We start from the raw sequence: 16896 nt of genomic DNA on the forward strand, positions 1-16896 counted from the left end.
GCAATTGGGAGGATACTGTGGATATACTTCATGATATAATTCTAAAGACACTGCAGTATATAATAGAAGCTACTATAGCAATTTTAGTACCTATTGTTATCAGATTTGTACTGACTAAGACCAATAAGGAAAATTTATCAAAGTATGTGACCATTGCGGAGTTTATTGTTAAAGCAGTGGAACAGATTTACGGTGGTGGAAATGGATCCGCGAAGAAGTCAGCTGCAGTGACTAAACTTTCACAAATGACCAAAGGAAAGCTTTCTACCGATGATTTACATCATTTGATTGAAGCTGCTGTCTTTGAAATGAATAAGGATTTAAAGCAAGCAATTAAAGCAATTCCAGAAATGAAAGATTCAAAAACTGTAATAGCTAAAAAAAATGCAGCAGTGGTTTAAATATATAAAAGTAATTTTATTTAAATTGTTTAAAAAGCTCCCGTATATGTGGAAACATTTTAGGATAAATACAGATCTATACATTAGAATAATACGCAGTAAATATTTTACTTGAGTAACATATGAATATATAATTTATAACAATTGTTCACAATAATTATTTTCAGCCAAAAGACTCAGCTCAATTTAAAAGTACAGAATGATAAGATTACTAATACTTTAATTTTGATTAAGCTTTAGTTAAATTTATAATTATAGACATTTAAGATATATTGTTGAATTGATCTAATATACATAGAGGGAGTTTTCTAATAGGTGCATTGAATAATGAATATATTCAAATGCCATCAATAAAAGATAACCAGCTGGTTTATATAATAATTTTATATAAAACGGCTGGTTATATTTATCCTTAAAGCCTAACTTAAAGGTTTCATAAACATCTGAGTCCAGTAGTTAACACCACTGCTGGTTTTTGCAAGACCAACACCAATGTGTGTAAATGAAGGGCTTAGAATATTAGCTCTGTGTCCTGGTGAATTCATCCACCCATTCATAACCTCAGCAGGTGTTCTTTGACCGTATGCTATATTCTCACCTGCAGCTGAGAAACGAATACCGAAGGATTCCATCATCTTGAATGGCGAACCATATGTTGGTGATGTGTGCGAGAAGTAACCCTTGTTAACCATATCCTGGGATTTATATCTCGCAACCCTTGAAAGCTGCCAATCAGATTTTAGAGCAGGCAAGCCGTTTTTTGCCCTTTCGACATTAACCAGTCTCAGAACTTCATCTTCATAGGCTTTTGTGCTGCTTTGAGAAGGAATTATGAGCTTTTGTCCAGGATATATCAAATTTGCATTTTTAACCTGTGGATTTTGTGTCAATATTTCATTAATACCAGCCTGGTGCTTAACTGCAATCTTCCAAATGGTATCACCCGGCTGTACGGTATAAGTAGTGTTTTGTGCATAAACCTGCACAGTGCATAGCATAATAAATAATGATGCTAAAAAGAATATTTTTTTCAAATTAATCACCTCCACAAATATTCTTTGTCCGGCACAGGATATTATGTCAGGCAATTATTCTTTATTCATGAAATTATTTTAATGTCTTATTAATTTTGTATCAATTATATAAACTGTGATTGCACCCAAAGTATATGCAATCAAGTCAAAAGGATCAAAGACTGATCCTATTATGAGCTTTGCTATTGTATTTTGTTCAAGTCCTAACAATCTTATAAGTTTGGCATATTGCAGAAATTCTGTGATAAAACCCAAACCGAGAACTAAGATGGCAAGATGCGATGGCTTAACGTCATAAATTGCCTTTACAAGAAAATAAATAAGCAAAATTACAATTATATCTCCGGTAAAACCCCTGATAAACAGATTATCGTCAAAGAGCTTTACTATAATGATACATGATAAGAAGCATAATATTGATAAGGTAAAATACATTAAACGTTTTTTCAAAGTGATAACTCCTGTGATTTGTTAAAAACTGTTTGTTTTTTGATGCTTACTCCTCCAAGCCAGGAGATAAATGGGATAAAACTCAATAAATATGTGAATACAAGTGTTGATAATACAGTAACGATGAAAAATAGAGTCATGCCGGAAAGGGAGTCCCAAATATTAGTAAAACCTATTCTATAAGCAGCAGCACGGACCAACCTCATTATCAGGATATGGCTTAAATATATTATAAATGATTGTTCGGATATCCATGTGAATATTTTCTGAATAAATGTCTTTGTGGCAATATACTTCGAAACCAAATAGAACAGGAAAAATGTTATGATGCTGTAAACTATTATTATCGGTTTCATTGAAGATTCAAAAGTCCCGGTAATTTTGCTCTCTGCAATTAGCAGTGCAGAACAAATAAACCAAGCTAATGAAATGTTTAATTTGATATTTGTAACTTTATCCTTCCATTTATCCATATGGGTTACCAGGTACATACCCAGGGCAAAATAGAATATCCAACATGGAAATGAAATGTAATTATAGACCAATAATTTTTTCGGTAATATTAAATACCCCCAATTACTAACATATGATGCCAACTGGAAGTAAAAGGTCATTAGAAAAGCCAGCAGTAATACAAGTTTATCATGACCCTTTTTAAATGACCACTTTAATAAGGGATAAAGCAAATACAGCTGGAATATAATAACCATGAAGTAAAGATGATCTATTCCGGTTAGTAAATGCTTTAAATAGTATGGCACAATTTCTCCTAAAGAATGATCATGGATAATTGAACCTCTGAAATTATATAGAGCATATATTGCCGACCATAAAAAATATGGGATGAGTATCTTGTTTAACCTCTTTGCTAAAAAACTCAGATATCCCATTTCTTTGTTTCTGTCTGAATTGTATAATAAAAAGCCGGAAATAATTATAAACATTGGTACAGCGTATCGTATTAACTGATTCCAAACATATCCTATATCGTTTGTAAGTATGTAGGCACTTGTTGTATGAATTGCTATCACTGATAATGCTGATATTGCACGAATAAAATCAAATTCATAAAGACGTACCTTCATAAGATTAGAATCCTCCAAATTATTTATGCTTAAGCATATGCAGATATTATATTGAATAATAGCATGCATTGCAAGTACAATATATACATTAAAATAATCATGAAATTGGGGAATGAGTATGGATAGAAAGCTTGTTATACCGATAATCATTTTAATATTTACATTTTTGACATCTTGTGCACATACAACTTTGCCTGAAACGACTCCTACAGTGACCCATAAAACCAGCACTCCAAGAAGTGATGAGATAATGGAAAAACTAAACAAGATGACTTTGGAAGAAAAAATAGGGCAGTTGGTAATGGTAGGGGTTGAAGGCAAAACCTTGGATTCCAATATAAAGGAATTAGTCGTGAAGCACTATGTTGGTGGTGTTATACTTTTTAAAAAGAATATAAAAAGTGCTACACAGGCTGCAGCCTTTATAAATTCAATCAAGGAAGTAAACAGCGTTAATAAATTGCCGATATTTATTTCAGTGGATGAGGAAGGCGGAAGGATATCAAGGATGCCGGATGAGTTTAAGAAGATTCCCTCAGCTAGGGATATAGGAAAGAAAAATAAGGAGAATCTTTCTTTCGGTATTGGAAGTGCTATTGCAAGTATGATTGGTCAGATGGGTTTTAATATGGACTTTGCACCTGTTCTTGATATTAACAGCAATCCGCTTAATAAGGTAATTGATGACAGGGCTTTAGGTTCTGAACCTGATATTGTAAAGCGGCTTGGAGTAAGCACCATGAAGGGACTTCAATCAAAGAATATTATACCTGTTGTAAAGCATTTTCCAGGGCATGGGGATACGACGGTAGATTCACATAAGGGCTTGCCAGTTATAGATCATAGCTTGGATAGATTGCAAAACTTTGAGTTCATACCTTTTGCCGAAGCTATACAAAATGATGCCGATACGGTAATGATTGCACACATCCTTATGAAAAAGATTGATGAAAAATATCCTGCATCCATGTCCTATAAGATTGTAAACAATATTCTGAGGAATAATATGGGATTTCAGGGTGTTGTGGTGACTGATGACCTTACTATGGGTGCAATCGAAAAGAATTTTGTAATTGATGACGCTGCCGTTAAATCTTTTAATGCCGGGTGTGATATATTGCTTGTTTGTCATGGATATGATAAAGAGTTAAAGGTTATTGAGGCATTAAAGCGAGCAGCAGAAGATGGTACTATATCAAAAAAGCGTATAGACGAAAGTGTATATAGAATAATTCAGCTTAAAGTAAAATATGGGTTGACTGATACTAAAAATCATAACGTGGATATAAGGAATATAAATAGAGAGATTGAAAGGGTTTTAGAAAAAGGTTAATATAAGCATAGAAAAATCATAATAAATTGTTTACAATATTAAGATAAGGTTTTTTTTAGCATTATAAAACAAATATGTTACATTTGATTTATTATATAAGGACGGTCATTTATGAATTTTTCTAATATAAAAAATATTCTAAAAGACAATAGGTTCAAAGCTTTGCTGCTTGCATTAGTTACCCTTGTTTCGGCACTGCTTATTATTTCATCCATCAACATGCTGTCCTTCACTTATATGGGAGAATCCAAGAAGACAGCTGACAGCGGAAGCGGAAAAGATAATAAAAATAGCCCGGGAAATAATAATAGTAATAATCAGGAAAATAATGAAAGCCGGCAAAATGATGGACAAGCCGATGATAAAAATGATCATAAGTTGGAAGAAGATGAAGCAGAAGGGGATAACCGGGATTGGGACAATGAAGGTATGGATCGGGAGAACAGAGACTTCAACTTTGATCAACCCAATAATTCTCATGAAAATAATGGAGAGACGCAGGATCCCGAATCAAAATCCTCTGAAAACGGACAGGATGGAGAACGGCCGGATGAAGATAATCCAAGGGATTCCGAGGGTGAAGGGAATGAGCGGGATGACGGATACTCAGGAGGTTATACCATACCCGATGAGTTAAGGAATAGACTAAAAAACCAGAGGCCTGAATTCAATATTGATTTATCCAAGGACGACAGCTTACCTAAAGGGCGTTATTTCGGGGATGGTGACTCATACTCTATAAGTAATGCTAAAAAAGGAAATCATGTACCTTTGTTTGAGATTCTTGGAAAGCTGGACAGCCCTTTTATAAAGATGACTGTTCAGGATACCTATTCAGGCAGTAAGTGGTATTCAAACCCTGAAAAAACAGCAAAAGTATATAAATATAATGAAAATAATAATGATGAAGAAAATTCATGCAAAATAAAATTCATAAATCCTGCAAAAGGGTTTATTCCTATGCCTGTAAATATGCAGAGCGTTAAAGTGCCTGTTTTAGGATTGCTCAATTACCCTGATGAAGGTGTATTTTATTCAGATTTCTTGATAAATGACTATTATGAGGTTTTTTTAAAGAATGAAATGCCGGACAGGTATGTCCTTGAAAACAGCGATATTGATCCGAGATTTTTGTATAATACCGATAGCCTGGGCAAATTGAACAGTGGAGTGGAGGAGCTTGTGGAGGGCTTGGAAACTCCATATGAGAAGATAGAAGCTATCGCAAATTATCTAAAGTTCAACTTCACAAAGGGAACTGTAAAAAACAGGGCCAGAGAGGATGCCTTATACAGGTTTTTAAATGATAGGAAGGGAAGTCAACTTGACTTTGTGTCAACATTTGTTACCCTACTCAGATGTGCTGATATTCCGGCACGTCTTGTTACCGGTTACAGAGCTGACCCGAGTGCCGAATACCAGATTGTATATGCCGATCAGATGTGTGTTTATCCGGAGGTTTGCTTTCTTGGCTATGGATGGGTTCCGGTGGATTATTTTGCACAGATTAATCCCATTGATCCTCCCAAACCTTCAATAACTCATATTACCAAGTTGAATGAAACTGCCTTAAAGGGTGAGGGATTCAATGTGGCAGGTACGGTAAAGGATGTAGCAGGAAAGGCTCTTAATGGACAGACGGTTCTTATTTACCTTAAGAAGGATAAGTCAGAAGAATGCTTGTCCTATGATAAGGCAATTGTAAAGAACGGTGTGTTTGACATTGACTGTATTCTGAAGGAGAACATAGATGTAGGAAGCTATCAGGTTGTAGCAAGGATGCTTGCTGATTCCACTTATAAGGAATCGGACAGTGATCCGGAGCTTAAGGTTCTGGCAGAAACAGATATGTCAATTGCACAGCCTAAAATAACCGATAATGGAAGCAAGCTTGTTATAGATGCAAGTCTTTTTGAGAGACTTTCTAAAAAGCCTGTGAGTGATGGTGAGGTGGAGATATCATATACCAATATAGCTCATGATAGTGATAAAGAAATGGGCTTAGTTAGTGTAAAAGGGGAGGTGCAGGCCGGGAGATTTGTTACATCTGTAGATATTTCCAAAACTGTTAAGCCTGAAGGAAATTACATTTTCTTCTCTCGTTATCTCGGTGTACTGACAGGCAAGTACATTGGAACTGATTATTATATACCGTCAACTGGTGAAGTGGATGTGAATCTTACAATAATCTATTGGTGGAGGATTATAATAACATTGTTTATTTTGATTTGTCTGGCTGTTTTAATTATTGGATTTGTTCTCCTTAGGAGAAAGAGGCGGCTTGCTGCAGTATCAGCTTACGGAAACGGACTTGATTATTTTAATAATAAGTATCGCACAGAAGATAATGTAAATATTGAAGAGTTGAAAATTAGATTTCCTGACATAGTGCCGGAATTTGAGGATGTCTGGGGAATAAACGAACCCTTTAGGGTGATATTTTACGATTCTTATGGAAATTTTGACGAGCTGGACATGGTTTTTGATAAAAAGGGTTTGAAAAGGATTAGTGTTTTGCCGGATTCAGGCGGTAGAGCAAATATAAGTAGAAATATTCGCATTGTATGTTATGGTGAGGAAGTTTTGGTTCTTGGAAAAAGGCTTAATGATATTCTTTATAATAAATTCGGTTTGATGCCCAAGAGGCTTACACCCAGGGAAATTATAAAATACCTGCAGAGTTTCCAAAAGAGCAATGCAATAAATGGATATACCGACAGCAACATAGAGGACCTTATACTGATATTGGAGAAAGCAGCATATAGCAGTGATGAAGTTAGAAGAGAGGATTACGAGCGTTTTTACAAGTTCGTGTCTTCATTATAATTAACACTTTTAATATATAACCATTGAAAGGAATTAAGAAATGGGAAACAAAAGCAGTAAGAACGCCATTTACGTATACATTACAGCAATAATTATACTGACAGTAATATCAGTATTAATGGGAATAAAGGGATTGGGTCAGGAAGACGGGATCAGGATTAGGCTGCTTTTTATGCTGATTCCAGCTATATCTGTCCTTATGGGTTATCTAGCCAGAAATATTATCAATATTCTCTTAAAAGGTCAACTGGCAAATGCTTTTGAAAGAATGTCGGTAATGGTGGGTTGGGGCTTTGCAATATTTCTTTTTTTGTTTCTTTTACCTGAAGCTGATAAAATGAATACCGCAAGCTTTGGAGTGCCTTTTTTAGTTTTGATTGTTACCTTTAACAGCTGTTTCTATGAATTTATTAAAAATAATATTATATTTTCCAGAGTTATTAAAGCACTTTTGTATTTTCTACAGGGGTTTGTTTTAAGACAGATGATTTTTGTTTTGTGGGAGAACGGTTCATGGGATATTGGAGTGACAATATCGTTAGGGGATATGGTTTTATTTGGACATATAATGCTGTTTGCTGCTGCTCTTATATCTATACTGGAGCTTTCTGATTACTCTATCTATAAAAAAATCGGAGAATGGTTTTCAAGAAACACTTGGCTAAAGTTTTTTGTCGGGTGTGCTTTAGTTTTATACTTTAAAGATATAAGAGTGAGGATTAATGAGAGTTATCCGGAGCTTTTTGTATATGTTGAGTGGGTGGGCATATTTTTAATTCTACTTATAATATTTATAGGAGCCTTCAGTAAAATACGGGGCGAAAGGGCACCTCAGTTTAATGAAAGGTTTGGAAAACATGTACAGGAGATTGTATATAATAAAAGCTATGATGGACGGGAGATCTCAATGTTTCTTGATAATTATGTTAGCAGGGGAGAGTTGTCAGGAATGCTGACATTCCTTGTGGGGCTGGCAAAGGAGCGTATGATACCTGATGTGGAAATTAGCCGCTTGATTAAGCCACTGACTGACTTTAAGGGAATGGAAGTTCCCAAGGTATGTTATAGGGGTGAGTATAACTATATTATGAAGATGAATATGGACGAGCGAAAAAAAATTATTGAGGTTGTGATTTGGAATATTAAATACTACGGGAGGAACAATGGCTATGTTTACCAAAATGAATACTGAGGATATACGGACAATGTGTGGGAGAATCATTGATGAAGCAGGGAAGATATTTGTTGCTGCCGATAAAAGTGTATTGGTTAAAATATTAAGTGGTTTTCTTGCAGGAGGGCATATTCTTTTTGAAGATAATCCAGGGCTTGGAAAAACCTTGCTTGTTAAAGTTTTTGCTAAAATTGCCGGGTGTGAATGGAAAAGGATACAGTTTACTCCCGATCTGATGCCTGCCGATATTATTGGAACCAAGGTTTGGAAAGGTATCAACTCCAGTTTTGAGGTGGAAAAAGGACCAATCTTTACAAATTTTCTTTTAGCTGATGAAATCAACCGTGCCATGCCCAAAACCCAGTCTGCATTGCTAGAGGCCATGGAGGAGCACCAGGTAACCATAGAAGGCATCACTTATAAAATGGGACAATTGTTTACAGTTATGGCCACTCAAAATCCAATTGAGATGGAAGGTACATACCCGCTTCCAGAAGCTCAAATGGATAGGTTTATCATGAAAATTTCAATGGGATATTTAGATTCGGTGGAAAAAGAGAGTGAGATCTTAAGAAGAAGAGTATTGTGGAAAAAGGATGATCCCACGGAAGGGATTAAAAGCGTTATAACAAGAGATGATATTATAATGCTTCAGAATGAAGCCGAAAATGTTTATGTAGATGAAAACATAATAAGATATATATCAGAAATTGTAAGAGCTACACGAAAGAACTCAAATGTAAGGATGGGTGCAAGTCCAAGGGGAGGGTTGGCTCTCCTTAAGTTGACTAGGGCATTTGCACTTATAAATGGGAGAAGTTTTGTTATTCCCGACGATGTGAAGTATCTTGCCTCAAATGCGTTATCTCACCGCCTGATGCTAAACGTTGACAGCATTTTGGAGGGAGTTACAGCAGATACAGTTATAAATATGATATTAAAGGGCGTTGAAGTCCCTAAAGAATATACGAGAGGTATATAAATATGTTGCTGCCGGATCCTGTTGTAAAAATGATAAGACTCTTTTGTTGGGTTTTATTAATAGGTGTGTTTTTTGCCAATACAATAATTATAATGCTGTCTTTTATTCCTTTTATGTTTGCAGCTATAGGGCTATTAATTAAACCCCCGTCAAAAATTACTTTTGAAAGAAGCTACACCAAAGACAGGGTTTTTTCGGGGGATACTATTGAAATAAGCCTTGATATAGAAGTTCATGATGGTACAGGAATTGTTGAGATTTCGGAAATACTTCCAAGGCACTTTGAAGTGACTGAAGGCAGCAGTTATAAAGTCTTGTGGAAGGGCATGGGACCCCAAAAATATAGGCTGGTATATAAATTAAGATGTACTACTACCGGCACTTACCACATAGGAAATACAGCTATAAAAGTTTCTCACTGTATCTATGGACACGTTCACAGTTTTATGGAAAGGGATCCTAAGATTATTGAGGTTAGTCCCAGGCTTTTTGATACAACAAAGGCAAAAAGCATTTCCAACTTTAGCAAAATACCTATGCCTTTAGGAAGTGTTTCAAATTTAGGAATGTCCACCCTTGAGTTTAAGGAGATAAGGCAATATTGTTATGGTGATTCCTTTAAGTCCATCAATTGGAAAGCAACAGCCCGAAACTTGAATAAGGGCGGATACTGGCCAATAGTCAATGATTATGAAAAAGAGGGTAAAAAATCCGTTTGGATTTATCTTAATGTGTCAACAAGCATGAGTATGGGTTCAAACATAAAAAATTCATTTGAATCAGGGCTGGAGGCAGTAAACTCATTAGCGGATTTTTATCTCAGACAGAATGCATTTGTGGCCTTTGGTACCTACAATGACATGCAGGAATTCATATATCCTGGGTCAGGTCAAAAACATTATTTTAAGATACTTAAAGCTATATTAAAGTGCAGCTCCAGCATTGGAACTGCAAGAAAAAATGGTAACAAGCAGATTACATTAAAAGAGGCTATAATTTCCAACAAAAAATACATATCTGGATCAGAGCCATTATTTATAATAGTTACAAGGTATTATGACAAGTTTTATGATGCATTGTCAGATGGAATAGATGAAATGTCAAAGTACACGTCATATAGAAGAGGCGGCTTTAAAATAATGGTTGTTAACATAATCGGTTATGGAATGACGGCTAGCACCGATTTGGAAATGCTGTGTGCGGAGCTTATGCAGCTTAGGGATTATAAAAATATACAGAGGCTTAGGAAGAAATGCATATGGATTGATTGGGATCCTTCACAAATGAGTTTTTCCAAAGCACTCATAAGTCAGGTGGTAGGTATATGACAAACCGTTTAAGGCTTGTAAAGATAATTCTATTAAGTACAATGTTTTTCAGTTCATTTTTTTTGCTTATAGGCACATCCTGGTTTGATTATTTGATTAAAATGTCAGGATCATATATGTATGCGGTAATTTTTATAAATGCAGCTGTAGTAAGCGTAGTGTTTTTGACCATATTTGCTGGAGCCAGGCTGGAGAAAATTATTTATATTGTTTCACTGGTGTTTTGCTTTCCATCTGTATTATATAACTCCAAGCTTAACTGGTTTGAAATTATTTGGGGGTTAAAGGTAAGTGACAGGAATCCATTTATTCTGACTGCCCTAATAATTATTTACATTGTATTGGGAATATTCCTTGTAGAGAGGCTGATTAAGTATGATAACCGATATGACGACTGGATTGCATCGGGAGCTCTTGAATCTGATGCTATTGAAGCATACAAAAACAGGATGGATGTGCTAATTTTTACGGTTGGTTTTACTGCCGTGCCTCTATTCGCAATTTCGATTTTTGGTTCATTAACAAATTTACCTAGGTTTAAAGCTATGGGTTCTGTGGTACTGGCTATTTTAGGTGCTTTGGCGGCAGCGTTTGCAGTGTTTTATTTTGCAGGTATAAGCACAGAAGAAAAAGATTAAGGGGTAAAAATTTTTTAAACTCTTTAAAAAATAAAAAAATTTTGTACACAAAATAATTTTTTGTACGAATATTACAACGAAGGGGTAAGCACTGATATTAGCAACTTAAATATATTCTACATTTAAAATTTGTATAAACAGAAGTTTCCTGTTCTGTATGAAAGTAAATATGTTAAAGGAATAACACTATGGGGATGGCTTCAAAATTAGACGTAGAAGGCAAATGCCCATTTAATGACATGAGGTGGTAAGGAACGTCCGGCACTTACATGGCTGATATATTAATTATCGCTCAAAATTTCGGCAAGACAGTCTAAGGAATGGCTAAAAATATTACCAAATAATTACAAGCATTATAATTAATAATAGTTTCTTCTCTCCTATTACAATATACAAAAAGGCGATGAAAATTGATTTTACATCGTCTTTTTTGTATGCTTATGGGTAAATGGTAATATTAGTGATAGTTATAAAGTTGCATTTTTATTTTAATAAATGTATCATATAATCGAAAGTAATAGATGGAAGGTGACATTATGAAGGAGTTTGGTATTATAGATGCACATGCACATATTTTCCCTGATAAAATAGCGGATAAGGCTGTTGGTTCCATAGGTTATTATTATGGTATACCTATGGCATGTGCAGGTACTTGTGAGGACCTTATTGAACATGGAAAAGAGATAAATGTTGTTAAGTATATAGTTAATTCAACGGCTACCAAAGTAGAACAGGTACAGCCCATAAACAGCTTTATTGCAGATGCATGCAAAAAACATGATTGCTTTATAGGATTAGGGACTATTCATCCCGATGTTGAGGATGTTGAGACTGAGGTTAGCAGGATCATCAGCCTTGGACTTAAGGGTATAAAGCTGCATCCTGATTTTCAGGATTTCAATATTGATGATGAATCTGTTTTGAAAATATACAGGGCAGCAGAGGGAAAATTGCCGATACTAATACATATGGGAGATGAGAATAGAACATCTTCAAGACCAAAAAGGCTTGCAAAAGTATTGGACATGTTTAAGGATTTAGTTGTTATTGCTGCTCACTTTGGTGGTTATAGCATGTGGGATGAATCGATGGATTGCCTTGTTGGCAGGGATGTATATTTTGATACATCAAGCTCATTGGCTTTTATGGATAAGGATAAAGTTAAAAATATAATCAGGAATCATGGTGCACAAAGGATACTTTTTGGTACCGACTACCCCATGTGGACTCATAAAGAGGAATTGGAAAGGTTTAATAAGCTGGAGTTGGATGATAATGAAAAGGAAATGATATTATATAGTAATGCATGTAAGCTCTTTAACATTTAAAATGTTAAAGAAGGGGTAAGTAATTTTTAAATCTCGTTTTTACAATATATTACAAGGAGGTTCCGTATGAAAGAAATATACAAGGATCCGGCATATTCGCCAGTAGAGAGAACCAAGGATCTTTTAAGCAGGATGACTCTTGAAGAAAAGGTTGGCCAGATGTGCCAGATTGATGGAAGAGAAAACCCAGAGTTCTGGATAAATGAAAGACACATAGGATCCTTTCTGCATGTAAGAGGCAAGGAGGCTCAAAGGCTCCAAGAGATTGCCGGTAAGACCAGACTTGGAATTCCTATTATATTTGGTATTGATGCTATACATGGCCATGGGTTTTACAGTGGTGCCACAGTGTTTCCATCACAGCTGGCTGCAGCATCCAGTTGGAATCCGGATATATTGCAGGAAATGGCAGCTATTACAGCTAAGGAAGTTAGCTTGACAGGCTTGCATTGGACATTCTCTCCCGTTATTTGCCTTGGCAGGGATGCAAGGTGGGGACGTGTTGATGAAACCTTTGGTGAGGATCCTTATTTGGCAGGTATTTTAGCTGCAGCAATGGTAAAGGGTTATCAGGGAGAGAAGCTATCCGACCCATACAGCATACTTGCTTGTGCAAAACATTATGTAGCTTATGGAGAAACCGTGGGGGGAAGGGATTCGACTGAGTGTGATGTACCGGAAAGGAAGGTAAGGTCTACGTTTCTACCGCCTTTCAAAACAGCTGCTGATGCAGGATGTGCAACATTTATGACTGCATATCACGCCATTGACGGGCTTCCATGCACAGCAAACAAAGTGCTTTTGAAGGATATATTGAAGGATGAGTGGAAGCTGAATGGATTTATTGTAACGGATTGGGATAATGTTGGACATATGCACAGGCTGCAGAAGACTGCATCTGATATGAAAAAGTCAGCAGAGCTTGCTATATTAGCAGGAAATGACATGATGATGTCAACTCCGGAGTTTTATGAATGTGCGATAGAGCTTGTAAAAGAGGGAGTAATTGAAGAGGAGATCATTGATGAAGCCTGCGGAAGGATTTTAGAAACAAAATTCAGGCTTGGACTTTTTGATGATAAACGGTACACCGATTTTACAAAAGCCCAGAGTATAATAGGATGTGCAGAACACAAAAAGGCATCCTTTGAATGTGCACTGGAATCTATTGTTCTATTGAAGAATGAAAATAACGTACTCCCTGTTTCGGATAAAGTAAGAAAGATAGCTGTAATCGGGCCGAATGCCCATGATGTCGAGGCACAGTTGGGAGACTGGACTTTTGGTCCGAGATATTATCCTGAAAAGCCGATGCTTGAGTATAATGAATATGATATAACTCCCATAGTCACCATCTTGGATGGTATTAAAAAACGTGCAGGCAATAAGGTGGAAATAGTATATGACAGGGGCTGTGACATGCTTGACGCTTCAAAGGAAAACATTGCAGGGTCGGTTAAGTTGGCACAGGAAGCTGATATGGTAATAGCTGTCGTGGGAGATACAATACTCTTAAACGGTGAGGTCCGTGACAGGTCAAGCTTGGATCTTACTGGTGCACAGCAAAAGCTGCTTGAAGCACTGAAAATTACAGGAAAACCTCTGGTTGTTGTTCTTATTAATGGAAAACCGCTGACAGTGCCATGGATAAAGGACAATGCAGACTCCATCATTGAAGCATGGAATCCTGGAATGGAAGGCGGAAACGCAGTAGCGGCAATTCTTTTTGGCGACTATAATCCTTGCGGAAAAATAACTATATCTTTCCCAAGAAACGTTGGACAGCAGCCGGTTTACTACAATCAGTATTCAGGATGGCATGGTCCGGCAAGATATATAGATGTAGACCCTGAACCTCTATTTTCTTTTGGATATGGACTTTCATACACCAGCTATAAGTATTCCAATATGAGTATTACACCGAAGGAAATAGGTGTGGACGGCGAGATTACTGTTTCTGTTGATATAACAAATACAGGTTCATTAAAGGGAACCGAGATTGTACAGCTTTATATAAATGATATATACAGTTCAGTAACTACTCCAATAAAGGAACTAAAAGGATTTGCAAGGGTAACAATTGATCCTGGACAGACAAAGAATGTAAAGATTAAGTTGCCTGCTGAGGCTCTATCGCTCATCAATAGAGAGTTGAAAAGAGTAGTGGAACCGGGTGAGTTTGAGATAATGATTGGAAGTTCCTCAAGAGACTGCGATTTACTGAAGGATATTATAAGGGTTATAGAGTAAATTTAATATTTTTAATAAATAATTTACAATTTGTTCATTGACAAGTTAATTATATTTACGATATGATTAAAATAGTTAAAGTATTACATGTTGTACTTTATTGCTCCTGCTTGTTTAATGATGATGGCTAACTGAGGAATTGGAGGTTGCTATGGGCATTATTATTAATAAAGGCACAAGTTTTAAAAATAAGAATTTACATTTAAAGAACTATAATATGGAATCATATATTGATAAGGTTTATTTGGATGGCAGGTTAAAAGACGCTTCAATGGTAAACGAGCAGGATAAAAGCTTTGGAGTATTTATGCATTCATTGATTTTAAGTAATACAATAGATTTGGAAAAGTATGAAATTGGTGTTTGCAGAAGAAAGGAAGACAAGCTGAAAAAGGCAGTATTGACGTATGCTGAGTCAATGGGTTTTGACACCAAGCTTATTGAAAGTATAGCTCCAAAACTGCCAGGTCTGGATATCAACCATGATAACAGGTTCAGCTCATCAGTGCATCTTATAAATGGAGAACTCAGGGTTGTAATTAGGGGAGCAGCAGAGTACATGTTTAGAAGCTGTACGCATATTCTTATTGAATCACGTTTTGTCAGGGTAACAAGAAAAGTTTTACGGGAAGTATATGATACATTTAAATATATGGCTGCGAAAGGCATGGATGTTTATGCAGTCGCACTTAGGGACTTATCAAGCTTACCGGAAAACTTTAATGATAATTTCCTAAGAAGTAATTTGGCACTTGTATCCCTTATCGGGGTCAATAAAAAGTTAAGAGCTAACAAAAATGCGGGGATATAAAGTCCTCGCATTTTTTAATGTCCGGGAAATTAAATTTTGGTCTCTACTTCACTTCTCCCTGTGTAATTCCCCATATTTCAAGCTCCTCTTCATTGCCTATAAATACCTTTATACTCGTGGGGATTTTGGGAAAAAGGCTTTCCACATCAAAATTAAACATCCTTATACAGCCATGGGAAGCATATGTACCTATAGAGTAGGGATCTGTTGTACCGTGTATGCCATAAGATGATCCGCCTTTTATTGAAAGCCCCATCCATCTGTATCCTAATGGATTGGATGGAGAACCGCCTTTAATAGGTTTAGCGTAACCTCCGCCGCCCCAGGCAGGGTTTACCACTTTATTAACTATGGTGAATTTTCCCGAAGGAGTAAGAGTGGAAGGATTTCCTATAGCTACAGGATACTTCTTAACAGGTTTACCCCCTTCGTATAATGTCAGTATGTTTTTTGACTTGTTAATTGTAATCCATAGGCCTACAGAAGGAATATCCAATACCTTGTCAGGAGGCGTAGTATTAAGGCCTGCAAGCTTTTTAAGTACTATTTCGGCTATTCGCTTATCCCATTTGCCGTCAGGCTTGATATTATTTTCACTTTGCAAGTGAATAAGAGCACTTCTTATATTTAGGTTTTTATCTTTAAACCTTTCCTGATAATAACCGAGTTTCTTTAATGCGGCCAAACTGTTTGCATTAACCAGCTTTCTTATACGAGAATCAACAATTGGTACTTTTTTAATCAGGTCTAATACATAGCCTTTATTCATGTTTTTACCATAAGTGTTCACATAAGAAATGGGTTCTTTTGGAGATTTTGTAGTACTGCCATTACCAAAGGTGTATCCTGTTAGGGATACGGCTGTAAATGAAATTAGAAGTGGGTATAGGAGTAACTTTGTTGATTTTACCTTAAGTGTTTTGAATTTCATATGCAAGAGTATCACTTCCTAAATATGTATAATTAGTTGAAAAATAAGTAAAATAATAAATGTCATGTACACTTATATTTTACCTGTTCCCAAGCTTAATAAACATTATATGCTGGGAACTTGCTTTCTAAAACCATATATATTTATCTAGAACAAAATCATTATATGATTTTGTCAACTTAGATATTATAAAAAGTGTATATAACCTTACATTTTGCGGAGCAGATAATGAAGGGGTAAATGGGATTTGGGACAAGCAAATGTAAGAGATTTGAGCAGAATATTTTATTTAATCTACAAAATGTAACCGTTCTGTAATTATTCT

The 16896-nt window shown here is 35.9% G+C and carries 14 protein-coding genes; 10 read left to right on the plus strand and 4 right to left on the minus strand.

Features of this window, described 5'->3' with window-relative positions; translation table 11 throughout:
- The first annotated feature begins 17 nt into the window (after nt 1-17).
- The gene (locus Bccel_RS25675; RefSeq protein WP_160317758.1) at nt 18-401 is read left to right on the plus strand and encodes a phage holin; all 384 of its coding nucleotides are present in this window, start codon (nt 18-20) and stop codon (nt 399-401) included.
- Nucleotides 402-820: 419 nt separating this feature from the next.
- Here the strand turns inward: Bccel_RS25675 and Bccel_RS25680 are convergent, their stop codons facing one another.
- From Bccel_RS25680 to Bccel_RS25690, 3 genes are all read right to left on the minus strand, one after another.
- The gene (locus Bccel_RS25680; protein ID WP_050754077.1) at nt 821-1399 is read right to left on the minus strand and encodes a CAP domain-containing protein; all 579 of its coding nucleotides are present in this window, start codon (nt 1397-1399) and stop codon (nt 821-823) included.
- Nucleotides 1400-1513: 114 nt separating this feature from the next.
- Nucleotides 1514-1885 (minus strand): ribosomal maturation YjgA family protein, encoded by a 372-nt coding sequence (locus tag Bccel_RS25685; RefSeq protein ID WP_036944838.1) that lies wholly within the window; start codon nt 1883-1885, stop codon nt 1514-1516.
- Nucleotides 1882-2970, minus strand: a complete 1089-nt coding sequence (locus Bccel_RS25690) for an acyltransferase (RefSeq protein WP_036944837.1) — start codon at nt 2968-2970, stop codon at nt 1882-1884. Before Bccel_RS25690 ends, Bccel_RS25685 begins: the two co-directional genes overlap by 4 nt.
- A gap of 118 nt (nt 2971-3088) precedes the next feature.
- Here Bccel_RS25690 and nagZ point away from each other — a divergent pair, with 118 nt between their 5' ends.
- The 9 genes from nagZ to Bccel_RS25735 all read left to right on the plus strand — a co-directional run bounded on the left by nagZ (nt 3089) and on the right by Bccel_RS25735 (nt 15640).
- The gene (gene nagZ / locus Bccel_RS25695) at nt 3089-4303 is read left to right on the plus strand and encodes a beta-N-acetylhexosaminidase (protein ID WP_036944836.1); all 1215 of its coding nucleotides are present in this window, start codon (nt 3089-3091) and stop codon (nt 4301-4303) included.
- A 111-nt stretch (nt 4304-4414) separates the two neighbouring features.
- The gene (locus tag Bccel_RS25700) at nt 4415-7129 is read left to right on the plus strand and encodes a transglutaminase-like domain-containing protein (protein ID WP_036944835.1); all 2715 of its coding nucleotides are present in this window, start codon (nt 4415-4417) and stop codon (nt 7127-7129) included.
- A 40-nt stretch (nt 7130-7169) separates the two neighbouring features.
- Nucleotides 7170-8321: a hypothetical protein gene (locus tag Bccel_RS25705; RefSeq protein ID WP_036944834.1), complete on the plus strand. Its 1152-nt coding sequence runs from the start codon at nt 7170-7172 to the stop codon at nt 8319-8321.
- A complete protein-coding gene (locus tag Bccel_RS25710; protein WP_242853181.1) occupies nt 8299-9285 on the plus strand; it encodes an AAA family ATPase in 987 nt (328 codons plus the stop codon). Before Bccel_RS25705 ends, Bccel_RS25710 begins: the two co-directional genes overlap by 23 nt.
- 2 nt (nt 9286-9287) lie before the next feature.
- Nucleotides 9288-10613: a DUF58 domain-containing protein gene (locus Bccel_RS25715; RefSeq protein WP_050753866.1), complete on the plus strand. Its 1326-nt coding sequence runs from the start codon at nt 9288-9290 to the stop codon at nt 10611-10613.
- Nucleotides 10610-11251 (plus strand): hypothetical protein, encoded by a 642-nt coding sequence (locus Bccel_RS25720; protein WP_036944833.1) that lies wholly within the window; start codon nt 10610-10612, stop codon nt 11249-11251. The genes Bccel_RS25715 and Bccel_RS25720 overlap by 4 nt, the downstream gene beginning before the upstream one ends.
- Nucleotides 11252-11787: 536 nt before the next feature.
- The gene (locus Bccel_RS25725) at nt 11788-12579 is read left to right on the plus strand and encodes an amidohydrolase family protein (RefSeq protein ID WP_036944832.1); all 792 of its coding nucleotides are present in this window, start codon (nt 11788-11790) and stop codon (nt 12577-12579) included.
- Nucleotides 12580-12645: 66 nt separating this feature from the next.
- Nucleotides 12646-14829: a glycoside hydrolase family 3 N-terminal domain-containing protein gene (locus tag Bccel_RS25730; RefSeq protein WP_036944831.1), complete on the plus strand. Its 2184-nt coding sequence runs from the start codon at nt 12646-12648 to the stop codon at nt 14827-14829.
- Between the two features lie 151 nt (nt 14830-14980).
- Nucleotides 14981-15640, plus strand: a complete 660-nt coding sequence (locus tag Bccel_RS25735) for a hypothetical protein (protein WP_036944829.1) — start codon at nt 14981-14983, stop codon at nt 15638-15640.
- 43 nt (nt 15641-15683) lie between these two features.
- Here the strand turns inward: Bccel_RS25735 and Bccel_RS25740 are convergent, their stop codons facing one another.
- Nucleotides 15684-16571 carry a L,D-transpeptidase gene (locus Bccel_RS25740; protein ID WP_152966094.1) on the minus strand — a complete coding sequence of 296 codons (888 nt, stop codon included), beginning with the start codon at nt 16569-16571 and terminating at the stop codon, nt 15684-15686.
- Between the last annotated feature and the right edge of the window lie 325 nt (nt 16572-16896).

It is taken from the genome of Pseudobacteroides cellulosolvens ATCC 35603 = DSM 2933 (genome assembly GCF_001262605.1).
Classification (GTDB): Bacteria; Bacillota; Clostridia; order Acetivibrionales; family DSM-2933; genus Pseudobacteroides; species Pseudobacteroides cellulosolvens.